Below are 20660 nucleotides of genomic sequence, written 5' to 3' on the forward strand. Positions count from 1 at the left end.
CAGATTACTCTTTTTCACGAAAAAATGAAGTTTGATCCTGCAAGATCCGTTTGAAAAACGAACTTTTTTGCCCGGAACTCTGCGTATGACGCAGCTTAACGATTTCTAATGATAGCATTGCCCCGTTCGGAGCAACAAGAGCGCTCCTCGCTTCGCCGTCGCACAATATCAGATTTGTCCAGTTCGGCGCCTGCTTTCTCTATTGAGAGTTTGGGCGCGCTGAGCAATAATGAGAGCGAGACAGACGATTTCGTAGAGGAGGATTTCCATGCGCAAAGTGGTCGTAGGAGTCGTGGGCACGGGACAGATCAGCGGCATCTATCTGAAAAATTTAACGGAAACGTTCGACGCCATCATCGAGGTGAAAGCGGTTGCGGATCAAGTTCCGGAGCTGGCCGCGAAGCGCGCGGAGCAATTCGGCGTTCCGAACGCCTGGAACGTAGAACAGCTGCTGGCCGATCCCGATATCGAGCTTGTGCTTAACCTGACGGCTCCGGCCGCGCACGCTCCGCTCAATCTGGCGGCTCTGCAAGCCGGCAAGCACGTCTATACGGAGAAGCCGTTCGCGCTGACCCGCGAGGAGGCGGACGAAGTGCTGGAGCTGGCCGCGAAGCGGAACCTGCTCGTGGGCTGCGCGCCCGACACGTTCCTCGGCGGCGGACTGCAAACCTGCCGAAAGCTGATCGACGACGGCTGGATCGGCACGCCTTATTCCGCCAACGGAACGATCGTCATGGGCAACGCCTGGAACGGACTGCATCCCAATTTCCGCAATTTCCTCAAGTTCGGCGGGGACCCGATCATGGACATGGCCCCCTACTATTTGACCGCGATGGTATTCCTGCTCGGTCCGGTGCGCAAGGTGTCGGGAATGGCCCGGCAGCTGCACCGGGAGATGACGGTGCGAAATCCGAAATCGGCGGCCTACGGAGAGACGGTGCCGATCGAAGCGCCGACGAATATTTCCGCGCTGTTCGATTTCGCCGGCGGCGCGGTCGGCAGCCTGCAAGCGGCCAAGGAAAGCTTCGGATATACGCCGCGGTTGGAGATCTTCGGCACGGAGGGCAACCTGATCGCGAACGATCCGAACTTCTTCGGCGGACGCGTCGCCGTGCAATTCCCGAGCGGCGAGACCAAGGAGTTCCCGATCGCCCACGGCTTTACGGAGGACACCCGCGGCATCGGGCTGGCCGACATGGCCTATGCGATTCGCGAAGGCCGCGGCCACCGCGCGAGCGGCGCGCTGGCCCGTCACGTGCTCGACGTCTCGCTCGGCATTTTCGAATCGTCGCGCGAGGAGCGGCACGTCGCCGTAGCCTCGACGGTCGAACGCCCCGATCCGCTGCCGCTTGGCCTGAAATATAACCGGCTCGACGCTTAAGCCGGCGGCCGAGCGTTAAGCCCATCATTTTTCGATAGAAGGAGCTGCTGTCCGTGAAGAAATTTCCGATCGCCGTCCAGCCTTATACCGTACGAGAGGCGTTGAGCCGAGATTATGTCGGAACGTTGGAGAAGATCGCCGCCATCGGCTACGAGGGCATCGAGCTCGGGCCTCCGCCGGAAGGAATGACGGTCGCCGAACAGAAGGAGCTTCTCAACCGCTTAAACCTTCAGGTCGTCGGAGCTCACGCCTCGTTCGACAATCTCGACGTTGATTTCGGCCGCCTTATCGATTATCTCCATCAGGTCGGCGGGCGGTACGTCGCCGTCTCGATGAAGTTCGAGTCCAGGGAGGATGCGCTGCGCAAAGCCGAACGGTTCAACCGGATCGGACAGCAATGCCGCGACGGCGGCACGACCTTCCTCTACCATAACCACGACTGGGAATTCGCGCAGTATGACGGAGAGTACGTGCTCGATCTCCTCCTGCGGGAGACCGATCCGGAGCTCGTCAAGCTGGAGCTCGACACCTACTGGGTCGCCAAGGGAGGAGAAGATCCGGTCGCCTTCCTGAGCAAGCTGCAGGACCGCTGCCCGCTGCTGCACATCAAGGACATGGAAGCCGGCGAGGAGCGCTTCTTCGCGGAGATCGGGGAAGGCGTTCTCGACTTCCGCGACATCGCGAACGCGGCGGCCGAGGTCGGAACGGAGTGGCTGATCGTCGAGCAGGACGCGTGCCGCCGCGATCCGCTGGACAGTCTGGCCATCAGCTACCGCAATCTGTCCGAGCTGGGCTTGAACCGCAAGAACGCCGGGTAAGCGATGCCGGGAGGTGCCCGCATATGACCAAGACCGCCGCATTCCCGGAGCCCGATCAGACCGGCGGGCAGCCGGCCGGGCTTCGCGCCGCGCTGAAGCTTCCATCCATTCGCGTGCTGGGAGATTTCGTGAAGAAGCAGGGGACGGAGCTCGAGGAACGGGAAATTCCCGATTACGAGGTGCTTTATTTTCCCGAAGGGACCTTATCCGTCTATCGCGTCGGAGAACGGGAGTTTTCCCTGAACAAGCCCTGCTTCGTCCTGACCCGTCCGGGGGAGGTTCACAGCTATCGCTACGATCCGCACAAGCCGACGAGGCATCTGTTCATCCACTTCTGGCTGAAGGCGCTCCCCGACGACTTGCTCGCCGTGCTGCAGCCGGATGGCCCGTCGGTTATTCCGTATCAGGGAGAGCTGCTCTTCTCGCTCATGAAGCAGATCAACGCCATCGCTTTCTTAAGGCCGGATAAGCTGCAGGATCGGGGCAGCCTGCTCCTGCTCTCCCTGCTGTCGGAGATCGACGCCTTGGCCGCGGACGAATCGCCGGAGACGGAACGGCTGCCGCCCCAGCTCGCCAAAGCGCTGAGCGTGATCGACAGCCATCCGTCCTCCCCGCTGACCGTGGATCAGCTGGCCAGGCAGGTCGGATGGACGCCGGAGCATCTGGCCCGGTCGTTCTCCCGCCATCTGGGCATGACGCCCAAGGAGACGATCGTGCGCAAAAAAATCGACCGCGCCTGCCAGCTGCTGCTGTACGGCCGGATGAGCGTCAAGGAGATCGCCTTCGAGGTCGGATTCGCGGACGAAAATTATTTCTGCCGGGTATTCAAGGCGGCGAAAGCGATCACCGCCACCGACTATCGGGCCAAGTACTACAAGCCCAAATACGAGGATCTGGCCCCGGCGAACGACGAGGATGCGTTGTACCCGTCCAATCGGGTGTTTTTCGGAGACTTTTAACCAGAAGGAGCGTGCTGCCCATGTTTCCTTTTCGCGCGGCGCTTAACGCGTCCACGCTGTTCCCGTACAAGCTTGGCATCCGGGAGCAAATTCGCATTGCCGCCCAGGCGGGCTACGACGGAATCGAAATCTGGATGAAGGACCTGCAGCAATATGCGGCAGGCGGCGGTTCGGCGGCCGAGCTGCGGCGGGAAGCCGCCGACGCCGGCATTGAGATCGCCAACGCAATTTCGTTCATTCCGTGGGCCGACGACGACGAAGCGGTCCGCCGCCAAGCCGCGGCGCAGACCGACGAGGAGCTGGCGCTGCTGGCCGAGCTGGGCTGCCCGTCGTTCGCCGCGCCCCCGTTCGGCGACGTCGCGGACGCCTCGCTCGACGAGATCGCCGAACGGTTCGCCGTCTTGGCGGAACGGTGCCGCAGGCACGGCGTCGCTCCGGTGCTGGAATTTTGGGGCCGGGCCCCCAAGCTGAATCGGTTGAGCGAAGCGGTATACGTCGCGATGCAGAGCCGCGTTCCGGACGCGACGCTGCTGCTCGACCCGTTCCACATGTACACGGGCGGAAGCTCGCTCGCCGATCTCGACTTTCTGTCCGCGGACAGAATCGGCATCGTGCACGCGAACGATTATCCCGAGCAGCCCCCGCGGGAGACGATCGGCGACGAGGACCGCCTGTTTCCCGGCGACGGAATCGCGCCCTCCGGCGAATTCGCCCGGCGGCTGGATCGGCTCGGTTATCGGGGGTATCTGTCGCTGGAGCTGTTCCTGCGCGGCGTCGGCGGCCTGTCGGCTCCCGAGCTGGCCCGATTCGGCCTGGATAAAATGAAAAGCGCCTACTCTGTCTAGCGTCTAATAGTACATGCCCTCGCAGCCCAGCACCTTCATGTAGTTGAACATTTGCCCGCGATGGTGCTGGGCGGGCGTAACGATCTCGATCAGCCACTTGGCCTGCACAGAGCCGTGCTCCAGATAAAACGGCTTTGTTTTTTTCCGCAGAAAATCCTCGTCCGGCAAGCCCTCCATATATCGCTTCAGATCCGCCTGTCCCGACGCCATCCATGCCGCCAGCTTGTCCGCATCCCCGAACAGCAAACCCTTCATTCTCCTGCAGCTCGTTCATCTTCGTTCTCTCCTTTTCATAAGCGGCTGCGGGGCCAAATTGGTCCCCTTGCCTGCTATGGCTTATAATAATGACAACCTCTGTCATAATTGCGCCAAATAGAGGAGGAAAAACGATGTCGAAGTCGAAGCGTTTAATGGAACTGATGATGACCGTGAACCGGATGCGCAAGTTTACGGTCAAGGAGCTGGCCGCTGAATTCGGCGTATCGTCGCGGACGATTTTGCGAGATTTGCAGGAGCTTGGCGAGCTCGGCGTCCCGCTCTACTCCGAGGTCGGCCCGCACGGCGGCTACCAGGTGCTGAAGGAGCGGATTCTCCCTCCGATCGCGTTCGGCGTGGACGAGGCGGCGGCGATGTTTTTCGCCAGCCATGCGCTGCGGCACTATCTGTCGCTTCCCTTCGAGGCCGAATCGTCCTCCGCGCTTCAGAAGTTTTACTACTATATGCCGGGAGACGTTCGCGACCGCATCGACGAGATGAAAAACCGGGTCGACTTCCACGCCCGCGATCGGCGGCAGAAGGTCGACTGCCTCGGCCTCCTGCTGGAGGCGGCCGTGCGCCAACGGGTGGTGACGATCCGCTACGGAAGCAAGAAGGAGGACTCGGAGCGGAGCATCCAGCCGGTCGGCATCTATGCGAGCAACGGCTTCTGGTACTGCCCGGCTTACTGCTTTCTTCGCCGGGGATTCCGTCTGTTCCGCTGCGACCGGATAGAGTCGGCCGCCTTCGACGAAACCGGGATCGAGCCGCTCGATCACCGCCATGTCCACCTCGGCAACTGGGAGGAATTCGGCCGCAAGGAGCGGATCGACGTCCGCATCGTCGCCGAATTGAGCCGGGAGGGCGTGCAGAGATGCCAAGGGGAGCTGTCGCACGTTCCGCACATCGAAGTGCGCGAGGACGGAAGCGGACGGCTGGATCAGCGCGTTCCGGAGAGCGAGCTTCCTTATTTCGCCAAGTTTTTTCTCGGCTTGGGCGGCGAAGCGACCGTGGAGCACCCGGAGCGGCTGGTCGCGGATATCCGGCGGCTGTTGGCCGAGCTGACGGCCAAATACGGAACGATGTGACAGCCTCGAGTCTCGGAGGTACAATAGAGAGTTGAGTGGATCAACCTTAATGTGGAGGGAAACCGATGAAATTCATCAGCAACAACGGGATAACCGATCCGACGCTGAATCTGGCGCTGGAAGAATATATTTTGCGGTCGCTTCCGGACACGGACGACTACTTGCTGTTCTACATCAACGAACCGTCGATCATTATCGGCAAAAACCAGAACACGGTGGAAGAGATCAACGCGGAATACGTGGAGCGCAACGGCATTCGCGTCGTGCGCAGGCTGTCCGGCGGCGGAGCCGTCTATCACGACCTGGGCAATCTGAATTTCAGCTTTATTAGGAAGGACGACGGACAATCGTTCCACAATTTCAAGAAGTTTACCGAACCGGTCGTGCGCGCGCTGCACAAAATGGGCGTCGAAGCGGAGCTGACCGGTCGCAACGATCTGCAGGTCGGAGAACGGAAAATATCCGGCAACGCGCAGTTCTCCACGCGGGGCAAAATGTTCAGCCACGGCACGCTGCTGTTCGACTCGGAGATCGAGAACGTCGTGTCCGCGCTGAAGGCGAACGCCGAGAAGTACGTCTCGAAGGCGACCAAATCGATTCGCAGCCGGGTCGCCAACATCTCGGAATTTCTGCGGGAGCCGATGACGGTCGAGCAGTTCCGGGAAAAGCTGCTCGTTACCCTGTTCGAAGGGGAGGCGGAAATTCCCCGTTACGAGCTGAGCGAGCAGGATTGGGCCAACGTGCGCAAGCTGGCGGACGAGCGCTACCGCAGCTGGGAATGGAACTACGGACGTTCCCCGGCGTTTAACGTGCGCCAGACGAAACGGATCGAAGGCGCCGGCACATTCGACGTGCGGCTGCAGGTCGAGGACGGCATAATTGCCGGAGCCGCGATCTACGGCGACTTCTTCGGCCGCGGCGACAGCGCCGAGCTGGCCGCCCGGTTCGTCGGCGTCCGCTACGAGGCGGCGGCTGTCGGCGAGGCGCTGGACGGGATCGATCTGCCCTTCTACGTAGGGCCGGTTACGAAGGAACAGTGGCTGGAGCTGATGCTGTAACGCCGGTCTCCCATGGCCGACCGCTTGAAATTCCGCCAGGCGCAGGACTTTGCATCTTCGTTCAGACAGGAGAGATCACCTTTGTCCAACGTAAAATCGCGGTTTCAATTCAAGCTGGCCTGCGCCCTGCTCCTGTTCGCCATGCTGATTTCGGCATTGGTGGCGACTACGGATCATCTCAGAATGAGAGATCAAGCGATCTCGAATACGGATAAACAGATCGAGCTGTATGAAATATCGGTCCGGAACGCGTTGGATACGCTCGACAAAGCCTACGCCATATTCGGGGAAAGCCTGACGCGAAGCATGAAAGTGGTCTCTAGCGAGCTGATCGCCAAATACGAGGCCGATCCGAGCTTCGACGACTGGGACTTTCAGAGCCTCAAGGATGCCTACGGCGTGGACGTCTATATCATTAACGAGGCCAACACCATCGTCTACAGCAGCTATTCGCCCGATATCGGGCTCGATTTCGACCATTGCTGCGCAACGTTGGCCAAAATTCTGGACGAGCGGCGGGCCGACGGCGGTTTTTATCAAGACGGCGTGGATACGCAGCAGCATTCCGGACAACTGATGAAATACAGCTACCAAGCGACCGCGGACAAAAAATATATCGTGGAGCTCGGCTATTCCCTGGAGAACAGCCCGATCTTCCGGGAATTCAATTTTGCCCGGACGGTAGACGGAATTCTGCGGGATAATTCTTCTATAAACGAGATTCACGTGCTGAACCTCGGCGGACGGCGGCTTCTGGGCAGCCCGGAGGCGGGACCAACGCTTGAGGGGGAAAGAAAGCGGGCTTTCGACGCCGCTCTGGCCACCGGAAGGACGATGGAGTATCGCGAGAAGACGGACCGCGAGACGACGATATACCGATACGTCCGGCACGAATCGCAATACGACGATGGCGCGACCAAGGTTAAAATTCTGGAGATCGTCTACAACGAGAACGAGCTGAATGCCGTGCTTCGCGTCAATACGAGAATGTTCCTGCTGCAATTGCTCGGCATTCTCGTCGTGGCCGCGGGTTTGTCGATGCTGATCGCCGACTGGGTGGCCAAGCCGATGTATCTGGCTTTCCACGACAGTCTGACCGGCTTGAAAAACCGGGCCTCCTTCGAAGACGATATTCGGGAAGCGCTGGCAAAGTCCCACGACTCGCCGGGACTGCTGATGATCGATCTGGACAACTTCAAGATCGTTAACGACCGGCTCGGCCACGAGGCCGGCGACCGGCTGCTGCGCGGCGTCGCGCGGGAGATCAGCTCGGCGGCCGGAAGCCGGGGCTTCGCCTACCGGCTCGGAGGGGACGAGTTCGTTATGCTCCTGCCCTCCGCCGCGCCGGAGGAAGCGGAAGCCGCGGCCCGCCTCCTGCTGAGCTCGGTTCGCCGGGCGATCGATTCGGAAGCGGAATCGTACGGGCAGGAGCTTACGGTAAGCATCGGCATCGCCTTCGCTCCCGAGCACGGCGACGATCCCCACGCGCTGTGCAGAAGCGCCGACATCGCCCTGTACAAGTCGAAAAAATTAGGCAAAAATACGTACCATGTATTCGAGCCTGCCGACGATCCGGACGCTAAAGAGCCGACAGCCGATTCATGAGCCGCAAAAGGGCCGACGATCGATTCGCGAACAGCGAATCGGCCGCCGGCCCTTCTTTTTTATACCATCACCTTGCAAATATCGTTCGTGAACTCGACCGGATCGCCGATCGGCAAGCCTTCGATAAGCAGCGCCTGGTTGTACAGCAGACTCGTGTACAGGTTCAGCTTCTCCTTGTCCTTGGCTTGAGCGTCCTTAAGCGATTGGAATACCGCGTGATTGACGTTGATCTCGAGCACCTTCTCGGCTTTTACGCCCGGGCTGCTCGGCATCGCGTTCAGCACCTTCTCCATCTCGATCGTCAAATCTCCCTCGGTGCTCAGGCAGACGGGGTGGCTTTTCAGACGTTTGGACGCCCGTACGCTCTTCACCTTGTCGCCGAGGAATTCCTTCATCGCCTCGAACAGCTCTTTGCTCTCCTCGGCCTCGGCTTCGTTCTCCTTGTCCTTCTCGTCCGGTTCGATGCCCAGATCGCTGCTGGAGACCGACTTGAATTCCTTCTCCTTGTAGCTGGCGATAATCTTCACCGCGAATTCGTCGATATCGTCGGTCAGATACAGGATTTCGTAGCCCTTGTCGGCGACAAGCTCCGTCTGCGGCAGCTTCTCGATCCGTTCCTTCGATTCGCCGGTCGCGTAATAGATAAATTTCTGCTCCTCCGGCATGCGCGACACGTATTCGTCCAGCGTCGTCAGCTTCTGCTCCTTGGAGGAGTAGAACAGCAGCAGGTCCTGAAGCACGTCCTTGTTGGCCCCGTAATCGTTGTATACGCCGAACTTGATCTGGCGTCCGAAGCCCTCGTAGAATTTCTCGTACTTCTCGCGCTCGTCCTTGAGCAGGCTTTGCAGCTGGCTCTTGATCTTGCTCCGGATGTTCTTGGCGATCTGCTTCAACTGCCGGTCGTGCTGCAGCATCTCCCGGGAAATATTGAGCGACAGATCCTCGGAATCGACCATTCCCTTCACGAAGCTGAAGTAATCGGGCAGCAGGTCCGCGCATTTCTCCATGATCAGCACGCCGTTGGAGTAGAGCTCCAGCCCTTTTTCGAATTCCTTCGTATAATAATCGAACGGCGTATTTTCCGGAATGTACAGAATCGCCTGGTAACGAACCGCGCCGTCGACGCTCAGGTGGATATGCTTCAGCGGCTTATCCCAGCCGTAGCGCTTCTCGTTGTAGAAGTTTTCGTAGTCGGCGTCGGTCAGCTCGCTTTTATTTTTGCGCCAGATCGGCACCATGCTGTTGACGACCTGCTCCTCGGTGTACTCCTCGAACTCCTTGTCGTCGCCTTCCTTCGGACGGCTGCCCGTAATGTCCATCTTGATCGGATAGCGGATAAAATCGGAGTATTTCTTGACGATCGCCTTAAGCCGGTACTGCTCCAGAAACTCGTCGTACTGGTCCTCTTCGGTGTTCTCCTTGATTTTCAGCACGATTTCCGTGCCGACCGTCTCCTTCTCCGCCGGCTCGATCGTATAGCCGTCCGCGCCGGTCGACTCCCAGCGGTACGCTTCGTCGCTGCCCAGCGCCCTGCTCGTCACCGTCACCTTGTCCGCAACCATGAACGCCGAGTAGAAGCCGACGCCGAATTGGCCGATGATGTTATGGCCGTCCTGCGCCTCGTTCTCCTTCTTGAACGCGAGCGAGCCGCTCTTGGCGATGATGCCCAGGTTGTTCTCCAACTCGTCCTTCGTCATGCCGATGCCGGTGTCGGTCACCGTCAGCGTGCGGGAAGCTTTGTCGACGGCAAGCTTGATATAGTAATCCTCTTTATTAAAGGTAAGATTTTCGTCGGTCAGCGCCTTGTAATAGATTTTGTCCACCGCGTCGCTTGCGTTGGAGACCAGCTCTCTCAGGAAAATCTCCCGCTGCGTGTAGATTGAATTGATCATCATTTCGAGCAGGCGTTTGGACTCGGCTTGGAATTGTTTCTTGGCCATGATCTTGCTCCTTTCGGGATATGTAAAATTTAGCTGCATAAACGCATTCGGCTGGGGTTCGAGGGTTTAGCACTCGCTTCATCCGAGTGCCAACACAGCTATATTTTCACATTAACCCGTATTCATGTCAAGATGACTTCGACTATAAAAACCGAAGAAACGTCGCCGAGCCTCCTCGCAATTCCTCTCAAGCGGCTGACCATGTTCTAAGAAATCGAGTATCTATCGCAGAGCCGCGGTCGTCCCCCGAACGATCAATCGCGGCACAATCTCGTCCTTGACGAGCTCTCCCGGACTTCTCGGCAGCTCGCGAAGCAAGATTTCCGCCGCCCTTCTGCCGATCTGCGCGGTGTTCTGGTTAATCGTCGTCAGATGCGGATACGTGTAGGCGCTGATTCTAATATCGTCGTAGCCGACGAGACTGATGTCGCCGGGCACCTCGAGCCCCATGTCCTGCGCCGCTTTCAGCGCGCCGAACGCCTTCAGATCGCTGGTGACGAATATCGCCGTCGGCCGCTCCCCGCTTCTCCCGATCAGCTCTTTGAAGCCGCGGTAGCCCATCTCCGCGCTTTCCAGTTCGCCGTCCATCACGCATACGAGCTCCGGATCGAAAGGAATCTGCTGCCGCTGCAGCGCCAAGCGATAGCCTTGCAGCCGAAGCAAAAACTCCTGATTCAGATCGACGACGGACCTCCCGGTCAGAATGATGCCGGTCCGCCTGTGGCCGAGCGACAGCAGATGCTGCGTGGCCAAGTATCCGCCGGTCAAATTGTCCGCGACAACGTACGGAATGGACAGATGCGGGTAGTAGAACTGAACGGTTACGAACCGCTTGCCCTCGTCCCGCCACCTCTCGAGCGACTTCTGGTCGAAGTCGCAGGGCGGGGTCGTCAGCACGTACGCCGCGCCCGGCTCCTCCGGCAATCGGTAGCGTTCGTCGACCGCCCACATATGGAAGTCGACCCCGTTCTCCTCGCAAACCTCGCTTATCGCCTCCAGCATATCTCCCCAGTACCGGTGGTTAAGCGAATCCACGGACAGATTGTGATAGGTGAAAAAAATATGGCGAACGGGCGCCGGGCTTTCCGCCTCCGCTTCTCCGCCGCGGACGAACGTTCCCTTCCCGCGCACCCTGTAGACGCAGCCTTCGTTGACAAGCTCGGTCAGCGCCCTCCGGGATGTGATCTCGCTTGTACGATACAGCTTGGCCAATTGCCGCTGATTCGGCAGCGGTTGCCCTGGGGCATATTTTCCGCCGCGGATTTGCGCCTTCAGCTCTTCGATCATGACTTGATACATCGGCGCGTTTCTGTCCGTCATGCGGCTCGCCTCCGATCCCCTTACAGCTTTAACGCACCCTGCGTCATGCCCTGAATGTAATATTTCATGCCGAAGGAGAAAATCGCCAGCAGCGGCAAAGACGCGATCGAATAAGCCGCGAACCGCGTTCCCAGATCGGTAATGCCGAACTGCCGGGTGAAGATCGTCAGGCCGACCGATATGACCTGAATGCTGCTGTCCCGGATCGTCAACAGCGGCCAGATGTAATCGTTGTATACGCCGACCGACTGCATGATGAACAGAGTCGCCAGAATCGGCACGGAGAGCGGAATAACGACCTGCAGGAACACCCGCCTCTCCGTTGCTCCGTCGATGCGCGCCGCCTCGAACAATTCCCCCGGCAGCCCCGCCATGAACGTGCGGCACAGAAACGTGCCGAAAATCTGGCCTCCGGCCGCGCAGGCGATAATAATCGCCCACGGCGTATTCGTCAGCCCCATGTTCTCGTAGAGCACGTAGGACGGAATCAGCGTCAAAATTCCCGGCACCATCATCATCGCGAGCATAAGCATGAATAGGAAATTTTTGCCCGGAAACGTCTTCTTCGCGAACAAATAGCCGGACACCGAGGACAGCGCCATAACGAGAACGCTTCCGACGACGGCGTAAACGAGCGTGTTCACGATATAGCGCCAGATGCTGTGAAAGGCTTCGCCATAGTTGCCCCATCTGGCCGGGGCGGGTAGCCCCCAGAAATTGCCCAAAATTTGCGCATTGCTCTTCAGAGAGCTGACGAGCATGAACAAGATCGGGACGAGCGTCAGAAAGACGAGCGCCGCCAGGAGCGCGATGATGACGAGCTGGCGGATCGTAACGATGTGGAACAGCCGCATAATCTCGTCCCCTCCCTATTGGTCTTCCGTTTTAATAAATTTCAGATTGACGATCGTAATGATAAGGATAACTGCGAACATGCTCACTCCAAGCGCCGACGCATAGCCCAGCTCGCTGAACTTGGTCGCCGCGTAATACATTTGCAGCGCGGGGACGTAAGTCGAATCCATCGGCCCGCCGCCCGTGACGATCAGAATGCCGTTGAAGTCCTGAATGATGCCGATCAGTCCGAGAATGATCAGAAACTTGAATTGACCGGCCAGCAGCGGCAGATGAATCGAACGGATGATGCGCGGCAGCGTCGCTCCGTCGATCTTGGCCGATTCGACCATCTCCTCCGAGATCGAAAGCAGCCCCGCGTAAAAGACGAGCAGCTGCAAAATGCCGACGAACGGAAAGCCGATAAAGATGAGCGCCCACAGCGCCGTATTCGGATCGCCGAGCCAGCCGTGCGCCCACGAGCCGAGTCCGATCAGCCGCAGAAAATTGTTGAACAGGCCCAGATTGGGATCGTAAAAGTTTTGCCATATGAGCAACCCCGCGACGCTCGGAATGACCATCGAGGCCGTAAACGCGGTGCGGAATCCATACTGCAGCTTCTTGCTGCGCAGATGGTAGATCAGCTCCGCGACGATCAGCGGGGGAATTAGCGTTTTGATCAGTCCTGTCACGATCAGAATGACCAGATTGCCGATGCCTTTGGTGACGAACGGGTCGTGCAGCATGCGCTTGAAGTTGTCCAGGCCGATGAAGGTCGTTCGGCCTCCCGGCTGCCACTGGTATAGCGAATGGAACAAACCCGAGAATGCCGGAAAATAGAGAAACGCAAAGATCAGAACAAAGCTTGGTGCAAGACCGGCATAGATCCATTTCGAACGCCAAATCTCCTTGAATATTCCCAGCTTGTTTCTTCTTCTCAGCCAGCCCAGCAGGAACGCGGCCAGCGCCAGCCCGAGGAGCGCGGCGCTTCCCCAGACGATCGTCTTCATGCGGGCATCGCTCTTCGAAGCCGCGATTACGCTGCCGACATCGAAAGCGAGCATGCGGCCGTCGTCCGTGCCGGCGTACAGCGTCTTGCCTTGGGGGTCGAACGCCACGGCCCGTCCGGCATTGCCGGCCTTCGTCTCCCACAGCTTCTTGCCGTTCCCGTCGAAAATATAAAAGTAACCGGACAAATCGGCGGCGGCGATCGTCCGGCCGTCCGCCGAAAACGCGACATCGGTCGGATAGTCCCTCGTCTTGGCGGCATGCGCCGCCTTGCCCCCGGCATCGAACAGCTCCACCTCGCCCAGCTTCGTGCCGATTGCGGAAATTCCGTCGTCGGTCACGTCGATCGCCTGGATCTGGCCCTTCGCTCCGAATTTGGCGACGATGTTCCCTTCGCCGTCCAGCAGGTGCGCGTATTGGTCGGTAGAGCCGACGAGGACCCAACTCCCGCTGCCCGACACTTTAACGTTTTTCATCGTCGTGCCGATCGGAACGGCTCCCCGCGGCTCGCCCGTCCTGCCGTCGATGAACAGCAGATCGTTATTGCGCTGCACGACGGCGGCAATGACGGAGCCGTCCGTTGAAGCCGACATGCTCTTCACCTGGCGCTTGAGATCGGCCGTCCACAGCGGCTCCCCTTGAGCGTCGTAAGCGTACAGCTTCCGATCGTCGGAAGCGGCCAGCAGATCGCCGTTATCCAGCAGCTCAACCGCGTTGACGACGTTGTTGGCCTTCGTTTCGAAGATAAGCTTGCCGGACAGGTCGTACACCAACGCCTTGGCGGATCTGCTGCCGACCGCAAGGCGGCTGCCATCGGAACCGGCGGAAATCGACGTGACCTCCCCTCCGTCGTCGACGACCCACGGCTCCTGCGCCGAAGCGGCGCTCGGGAAAAGCCCCGGCACGAATAGTAACGCGATCGCAAGCCATGCGATTTTTCTCATGCTGCCTTCTCCTTCCCCCTGCAGGTTGCCTCTTCCCAATAGGAAATCCAACGGCACAGGCTTCGCTTCGGCCCGTGCCGTTGGATCGGCTTATTGACGTTCAGGCGGCCTTCTCTCCGGCGTATCCAGGTCGGAGAGCTCCTTCTTCGCGTTCTTCAGAGCCGGTTCGAGATACTTGTCGATATTGGTCTGCAGCTCGCTCAGGTACTGCTCCGTCGTCAGCTGGCCGTCGAAGAAGCGCTGCACGCTTCCTACCCAGTCCTGCACGGAAGGCTGGTAATCCATAAGGCCACGGGCCAAGCTGTTGCCCGGGCTGTAGTAGCCTTCGGTATTGCCGATCTGCTCGAAGTTGGCGAACGCCGCCGCCATTTCCGGAGGGAGCGTTACATCCTTCAGCGCCGGGGCTCCGGCGATCGAAGCGTCGTCGCTGTCCTGAATCGCCTTGATGTACACGCCGTAGCCTTCCGGACTGGTCAGGTACATCATGAAGTCGGCGTTCAGCTCGTTCTGCTCGGCCGATTTGTTGACGAAGCCGTAGAAGCCGATCGGAATTTGAATCGTTCTGGCCGGCGCCATGACTTCGGGACCTTCCATCGACGGCATGTTGAAAAATCCGTAGTCGAACGGCTTGACGCCGCCCTTCGCTCCGCTCTTCTCCTCGTCGGCGAAATCCTTCGGCAATTGGAAGTAGTTCCCCGGCGTTCCCATCAAGGTCGCCGCCTTGCCCGTAAGGAACAGATTATACGCCTGCTCGGCCTTCACTCCGAAAAAACCGTCCGGCACGTACTGGAACAGACGCTTCAGGTTGTCGGCGTAAGCCTCCCATTTCGGATTTCCGACCACCTTGTAAGGCCCTTCTTTATCGCGGATCGCCTTCCAATGGCGTATTTCGTTCTTCGTCACATTGCTGTTCGCATCGTTGTACGGATCGCTCAGATCGTACGTCCATTTGTCGTCGATGTCCGGCACGTACGAATAGTCCTGCTCCTGGGAACGGCTGATATTGATATAATCCCGCAAATATTGGTCCGCATAGATTCGCACGAGCCAGCCGGCTTCGCCGCTCCACATCGACATGGAGTCTCCCCCGAGCGCCAGCGGCGTATATCCGGCCGCCTGGATCTTCTCGAAATCGGCGATTAGCTGGTCGAAGGTTTTCGGAGCCTCCGCAATGCCGACTTTATCGAAAATTTCCTTGTTGTAGACCCATACGATCTGCACGGATTCGAAATTCAGGTCCGGAAGAAAATCCTCCGAGCTGACGCCCTCGAGGTTAATCCCCATCGCGGACAGATCGAGCGATTCCGACCAAGGTTTGCCCGTATACGGGTTCATCTTGTCCAGATAAGCGTAGTAGTCCATAAATTTCCGTTCGTTTTTCAGCGACATCACTTCGTTGTTGACCACCATGTCCACTTCCGGCGTGCCTGCGGCGAACTGCGCGGTCAGCCATTCCTTGTAGCCTTCCTGCGGCTTGTGATCGACCGTAACCTTGATGCCCGGATTTTTGGCCATGTAAGCGTTGGCCACGGCGTTCCATACCGACGAGGAACCGCTGGGCAGGGAAATGTTGATCGTGCCTTGCAAATTGCGAGCCGCTTCCGACGGGCTATCGGAGGCGCTTGAAGACGGGCTCTCCGCCGCCGTGCCGCTCGGGCTTGCGCTGGAGGAGCTCGGTTCCGCAGCGTTGTTGTTTTTGCTGCAGGCCGCAAGCAAAGAAGCAACCATAAGTATACCTAGCAGTAAAGCCAGCCCCTTCTTTTTGAACATGTCGACTCACCCTCATTTTCGTCAGATTTGAGAAAACGTTTGCAATTATGACGTGTCCGCCGCCTTTCTCCTTTCCCTGCGCGCCGTGATCTACCGAGAAGCAGAGCGGCAGATACCTGCAGCGTCCCCTCTTTTCGCAGCAGCGAGGTTTGACTTCCCTGGCGGACCGGCTCTTCACCAAAGTATAACATTTCATATTGTGTATACTTTAATAACAAAAGAATACTATATGAAAGCGGCTAAAGCAACCCTTTTTTATGCTTTTCACCGAGCCACGACGTCTTAAACCGAAAAAGAAAAAGCCGCCGATCCGACTCGACAGCTTCCCGGAACAACGCCTGCGCCATTATGCGATTGTCATTCCGGCCGGTCGGCCCCCCGGACCGGTCCGGTGCTTTGTCTCGCCACAAGGTACGGCACGATCTCGTCTTTCAGCAGCCTGTTCTCTCCATCCGCCAATTCGAACAGCAAGATCTGCGCCGCCCGCTCGCCCATTTTGAACGTATTCTGGTTAATCGTCGACAGCGGCGGATACGCGTACCCGCTTATTTGCACGTCGTCGTATCCCATCACGCTGACCTCTTCGGGCACTTGGACCCCCATCTCCATAGCCGCGTTCAAGGCCCCGATCGCTTTCAGGTCGCTTGTCGCGAAGATCGCCGTAGGTGGGTCGCTTAAGGCCATCAGCTGCCTGAACCCCGCGCTGCCCATGCCCGCCTGTTCGTTCTCCCCGCTCATGATCGCAACCAGCTCCGCATCGAAAGGAATCTGCCGCTGCGACAAAGCCAGGCGATATCCCTGCAGCCTGAGCGAGAACTCCTGATTCAGCTCGAGGATCGAGCTGCCCGTAAGGATAACTCCGATGCGCCGGTGTCCAAGCGAAAGCAGGTGCTGCGTGGCCAGATAACCGCCCGTCAAATTATCGACGATTACGTAAGGAATGCCCAGGTGCGGGTAATAAAAATGCACCGTAACGATTCGTCTCTTCTCCTGCTGCCAGAGGCCCAGATGCGACTGGTCGAACGAATCCTTCGTCGTAAGCAGCACGATTCCGGCGTACGGGTCCGGCGGAAGCACGTAATGCTCGCCGATATCCCAGATGTGGAAAGCTATTCCGTTCTTCTCGCAGACGGATTTAAGCCCGTCGAACATATCCGTGAAGAACGGATGGTTAAACGCACCGATGTCGCTAAGCTGGTGAACGAAAAAGATCGTCCGGATCGGCTTGGGCGAGTCGGAAGCCCCCGTCTCCTGAATGAAGCTGCCTTTGCCCCGAATCCGGTAGACGATGCCCTCCTGCACGAGATCCGAAAGCGCGCGGCGCGACGTAATCTCGCTCGTATGATAGGCCTTGGCCAGATCGATCTGCGTCGGAAGCGGATCGTGAGCCTTAAGCTCCCCGTTCTCGATCTTGCGCTTAATATCGTTCATGATGTATCGATACATCGGAGTCTTGTCCGATTTATCCGTGACCATGCGACTACACTCCTCCCGAATTGGGATTAGTATACTTTAGCTCCGCATATTTCGCAAGACGCAACAGCTGCCGGGATTGCGAACGCGGGTCAGCGGAGCGGGCGTGGTGGTCGTGGTGGTGGTGGTTGGGTCTTGGAGTGGCGGGGAGTGCGCTGATAGAGCCGCGGCACGAGCTTATTCCCGTTCGACTGGGCGTGGGTGGTCTTTTAAGACTGTGGCGGGGGCTTATGCCTGGCGGGACGGGCAAGTGCGGTCCGTTAAGCCCACGGTACGGGCTTATCTCTGCCGGGCCGGGCAAGTGCGGTCCGTTAAGCCCGCGGCACGGGCTTATCTACCCAGGGCCAGGCGGATGCGGTCCGTTAAGACCGTCGCACGGGCTTATCTCCCCTGGGACAGGCGGGGGAGGTCTTTTAAGCCCGTAGCGCGAGCTTATCTCCCCTGGGCCAGGTGGATGCGGTCCGTTAAGCCCGCGGCACGGGCTTATCTCCCCTGGGCCAGGTGGATGCGGTCCGTTAAGCCCGCGGCACGGGCTTATCTCCCCCGGGCCGGGCAAGTGCGGTCCGTTAAGCCCACGGTACGGGCTTATCTCTGCCGGGCCGGGCAAGTGCAGTCCGTTAAGCCCGCGGCACGGGCTTATCTCCCCCCGGCCTGGCGAGTACGATCCATTAAGCCCGCGGCACAGGCTTATCTCCGTCAGGCTGGGCGAGCGATAAGAGAACGGACGGCCAGAATCGGCCGTCCGCACGGGGCACTTTAGACGCAGCTATAGTCGGATCGAGCAGCGGTAAAGGTGCCGGTCAGGAGCGTACGCTCCCCGTCCTTTGCCGCTTCGACGTTTTGGAGCGACGTGGCCGCGGACCATTCGAGACCGGCCGGCAGCTGCGCTTCGAAGGCATACTCCCCGCCTTCCGCTGCGGACCAGGAGGCTTCGATGTCTCCGCGCGGCGTCGGAATCGTTCCCCTGGCCCACGACAGTCCGCCCACGGCGCCGGGACGAAACGCGACAATGCCTTCCCCGAGCCGGGAGGTGTCGACGCCAAGCGTTTCGCGCGACAACAGGTAGGTAGGCGAAGCCCCCCACCCGTGCGAGAAGCTGACCGGAATAGCGGCCTGCATAAAGGTAGGCGTATGGCCCAGATAAGGGCTGGGAACCGTGCATTCGGGCAGCGACGGATCGAACGTCTCCCACCACGTCGTCGCTCCCCGGTCGAGCATCGCGCCCCAGAAATAGCGAATTTCCTTCAGTGCTTCCTCGCGATAGCCGTAAGCAAACAGCGTTTCCAGGACAATATGATAGAAAAAAGCGCCCTTGATCGGCGGAAGCTTGCCCGCCAGGTAGAAATCCTCGATAAAACGCTTGACCTCCTCCGGCTCCATGATCCCGCACCAAGCCGCGACGAAATTGGTCTGCGCCGTTACGCTGTCGGACAGTCCGTCGGCAGACAAGCAATCCGCGAACAGCGGCCCTTCCGGCAAACGCATGCGCTCCCAAACCGCCTTGCGCAGCCCGTCCGCTTTGACCTCCAACTCCTGCGCCCTCGGCTCCTCTCCCCTGCGTCTGGCAAGCTGCGCAACAGTCAGTAGGAACTTGTAATAGTAGCAGGAAATCGCCGTCACCTTATCCTTGCGCTCGATGTCGTCCGACCAATCGATAAAACACCACCACCCGTCGCGGTTGGCATTGGCGAACAAGCCGTCCCCGTCCTCCTGCGTCCGAAACCACGCTTCCAGCCTGTTGACGGAAGGCCACAGCTCGGCCAGGAAATTTTCGTCCCCGCTGTAGTCGACGTACTCCTTCACGCCGAACAGCCAATGCGCGCAAAAATCCGGGAGCGTAAATGAATTGTTCTCCGGCCCGGTGCCCGGAATCGAGCCGTCGCCGTTCTGAATGCGCGCCACTTGCAGCAAGCATTTGCGAACCAGAGCCAAATCCCCGAATGTCTGGTAGACGACCCGGGCCATCACGACGGCGTCCGCCACCCATAAAGCGGCCTCGCGGTGGGGGCAATCCTCAAAATGATCCTGGCTGTTGACGATCGTCGTATATTTGCCGACTTCCCAAATGCGGTTCAGCTTCTCGTCGCTGCAAACAAAGCTGCCCTGCTCCGCATACGGGTAGTGCACCGACTTGATTCGCACCGAACGGACCTCCACGGGCTCCGGCGTCCCCTGCAGTGCAAGCTTCATAAACCGGAACGCCCGTCTGCCGAAGGAACTCACGCGATTGCTCCCCTTTTTCAGAATGAACGTATCGACATGCTCCAACTCAAGCCCTTCTCCGTAAAAAAGGTGAGCGACCCCGCCCTCGGGCGCCTCGAGCTCCAGCTCCGGATATCCGACGACTTCCGTCCCGAAATCGTACGTCACGTTCGGATAGGAGCCGGGCACGGAGGCGTCGATGGACATCGGAACGGAGCGGTTTCCCCCCTCCAGCACGGAATCCCCGTTGGCTATCGTTCCGAGATAGGCCATCTCTCCGATTACGCCGATCGGCCGAAGCCATTGCCGCTGCAGATGGGGGATCTCCCTTGCCAGCAGCCTGGGCCAAGGCGACCTCCTGTCATTCGGCTCGAATACGGCCGTCGCGTTCGCCCAGTCCGTATCGTCATACTCCGGCAGCTCCCAGCCGTCCTCCCGATCGGCCAAATAAATTTCACGATATCCGCCCCACATATGCGCTCGAATCGAGTCCGGCCTCCACCTTGGAGAAACGCGGCATTTCCATCCCTTTCCCGTAGCTGTCGCGCACACCTTTTCGCCGCCTTCCGCAACGGGCCCCAAATCGACCTGGCACAGCAGGCCTCCCGGACCTTGCCGCTGTCCGGTCACCACTTTGTCCGTCCCGAAGTTATAGGCCAGAACGGCGACAACATTGCGTCCCGGACGCAGCTTTTCCGCCACCTCGTAAATATCGTAATATTGCGAGCCGTTATCGCACGGCGAAGGACCTCTGCCGATCTCGAAGCCGTTAACGAACAGCACGTATTCCTGGTTCGCCGTTACGCGAAGCACCGCGCTCTCGGTTGCCATCGGGAGCTCGAACGAGCCCCGCGCTTCCATATATTGATTGTTGCTCCTCAGCCCCTCTTCCACCCAGATCCAGCTTGCTGACCACTTCTCCATCGCTCCCCAACCTCCGGTATTCTCTGTATCTGATTTTTATCATTTAGTATACTTAATGATACTTCAATATACTTTTTATGTCTATATATAACGAAAAAGAATTAATCCTCCTTCACATCTGTGCCGATACGATCCCACGGACCGCTATTTCGCCGATATCCCCCATTTCCCACAATTAGTGATCCCACAGACCGTTATTTCGCCGATATCCCCCATTCCTCACGAATAGTGATCCC

The 20660-nt window shown here is 58.8% G+C and carries 15 protein-coding genes; 7 read left to right on the plus strand and 8 right to left on the minus strand.

The window, feature by feature from the left end; all coding sequences use genetic code 11:
* The first annotated feature begins 268 nt into the window (after positions 1-268).
* The 4 genes from ACFFT4_RS10365 to ACFFT4_RS10380 are packed head-to-tail and all read left to right on the plus strand — an operon-like array spanning position 269 to position 4003.
* Positions 269-1381, plus strand: a complete 1113-nt coding sequence (locus tag ACFFT4_RS10365; RefSeq protein WP_378047362.1) for a Gfo/Idh/MocA family protein — start codon at positions 269-271, stop codon at positions 1379-1381.
* 53 nt (positions 1382-1434) lie between these two features.
* Positions 1435-2199 (plus strand): sugar phosphate isomerase/epimerase family protein, encoded by a 765-nt coding sequence (locus ACFFT4_RS10370; protein ID WP_378047363.1) that lies wholly within the window; start codon positions 1435-1437, stop codon positions 2197-2199.
* Positions 2200-2222: 23 nt separating this feature from the next.
* Positions 2223-3158 carry a helix-turn-helix domain-containing protein gene (locus tag ACFFT4_RS10375; RefSeq protein ID WP_378047365.1) on the plus strand — a complete coding sequence of 312 codons (936 nt, stop codon included), beginning with the start codon at positions 2223-2225 and terminating at the stop codon, positions 3156-3158.
* A 20-nt stretch (positions 3159-3178) separates the two neighbouring features.
* Positions 3179-4003 (plus strand): sugar phosphate isomerase/epimerase family protein, encoded by an 825-nt coding sequence (locus ACFFT4_RS10380; protein ID WP_378047366.1) that lies wholly within the window; start codon positions 3179-3181, stop codon positions 4001-4003.
* A gap of 3 nt (positions 4004-4006) precedes the next feature.
* Here the strand turns inward: ACFFT4_RS10380 and ACFFT4_RS10385 are convergent, their stop codons facing one another.
* Entirely contained in the window at positions 4007-4258 is a 252-nt protein-coding gene (locus ACFFT4_RS10385; protein WP_378047368.1) for a DinB family protein, read from the minus strand.
* Positions 4259-4392: 134 nt separating this feature from the next.
* Between ACFFT4_RS10385 and ACFFT4_RS10390 the strand changes: the two genes are divergently transcribed.
* The 3 genes from ACFFT4_RS10390 to ACFFT4_RS10400 all read left to right on the plus strand — a co-directional run bounded on the left by ACFFT4_RS10390 (position 4393) and on the right by ACFFT4_RS10400 (position 8009).
* A complete protein-coding gene (locus ACFFT4_RS10390) occupies positions 4393-5346 on the plus strand; it encodes a helix-turn-helix transcriptional regulator (RefSeq protein ID WP_378047370.1) in 954 nt (317 codons plus the stop codon).
* 65 nt (positions 5347-5411) lie between these two features.
* Complete coding sequence (gene lplA / locus ACFFT4_RS10395) at positions 5412-6404, plus strand: lipoate--protein ligase (protein ID WP_378047372.1); 993 nt, start codon at positions 5412-5414, stop codon at positions 6402-6404.
* Between the two features lie 81 nt (positions 6405-6485).
* Entirely contained in the window at positions 6486-8009 is a 1524-nt protein-coding gene (locus tag ACFFT4_RS10400) for a diguanylate cyclase domain-containing protein (protein WP_378047374.1), read from the plus strand.
* A gap of 59 nt (positions 8010-8068) precedes the next feature.
* Here ACFFT4_RS10400 and htpG read toward each other — a convergent pair whose 3' ends face one another.
* From htpG to ACFFT4_RS10435, 7 genes are all read right to left on the minus strand, one after another.
* A complete protein-coding gene (htpG, locus tag ACFFT4_RS10405; protein ID WP_378047376.1) occupies positions 8069-9949 on the minus strand; it encodes a molecular chaperone HtpG in 1881 nt (626 codons plus the stop codon).
* Positions 9950-10171: 222 nt separating this feature from the next.
* Positions 10172-11269, minus strand: a complete 1098-nt coding sequence (locus ACFFT4_RS10410; RefSeq protein WP_378047377.1) for a GntR family transcriptional regulator — start codon at positions 11267-11269, stop codon at positions 10172-10174.
* A gap of 20 nt (positions 11270-11289) precedes the next feature.
* On the minus strand, positions 11290-12123 hold the full coding sequence (locus tag ACFFT4_RS10415; RefSeq protein WP_378047378.1) for a carbohydrate ABC transporter permease: 834 nt from the start codon (positions 12121-12123) through the stop codon (positions 11290-11292).
* A 15-nt stretch (positions 12124-12138) separates the two neighbouring features.
* On the minus strand, positions 12139-14055 hold the full coding sequence (locus tag ACFFT4_RS10420; RefSeq protein ID WP_378047380.1) for an outer membrane protein assembly factor BamB family protein: 1917 nt from the start codon (positions 14053-14055) through the stop codon (positions 12139-12141).
* Between the two features lie 90 nt (positions 14056-14145).
* Positions 14146-15825 carry an ABC transporter substrate-binding protein gene (locus ACFFT4_RS10425; RefSeq protein WP_378047381.1) on the minus strand — a complete coding sequence of 560 codons (1680 nt, stop codon included), beginning with the start codon at positions 15823-15825 and terminating at the stop codon, positions 14146-14148.
* Positions 15826-16182: 357 nt separating this feature from the next.
* Positions 16183-17301, minus strand: a complete 1119-nt coding sequence (locus ACFFT4_RS10430) for a GntR family transcriptional regulator (RefSeq protein ID WP_378047383.1) — start codon at positions 17299-17301, stop codon at positions 16183-16185.
* Positions 17302-18054: 753 nt separating this feature from the next.
* Positions 18055-20424, minus strand: coding sequence for an alpha-L-rhamnosidase-related protein (locus ACFFT4_RS10435; protein ID WP_378047384.1), 2370 nt, complete (start codon positions 20422-20424; stop codon positions 18055-18057).
* Positions 20425-20660: the final 236 nt, after the last annotated feature.

Origin of the sequence: Cohnella cellulosilytica (assembly GCF_042431195.1) — a bacterium.
Taxonomy (GTDB): domain Bacteria; phylum Bacillota; class Bacilli; order Paenibacillales; family Paenibacillaceae; genus Cohnella; species Cohnella cellulosilytica.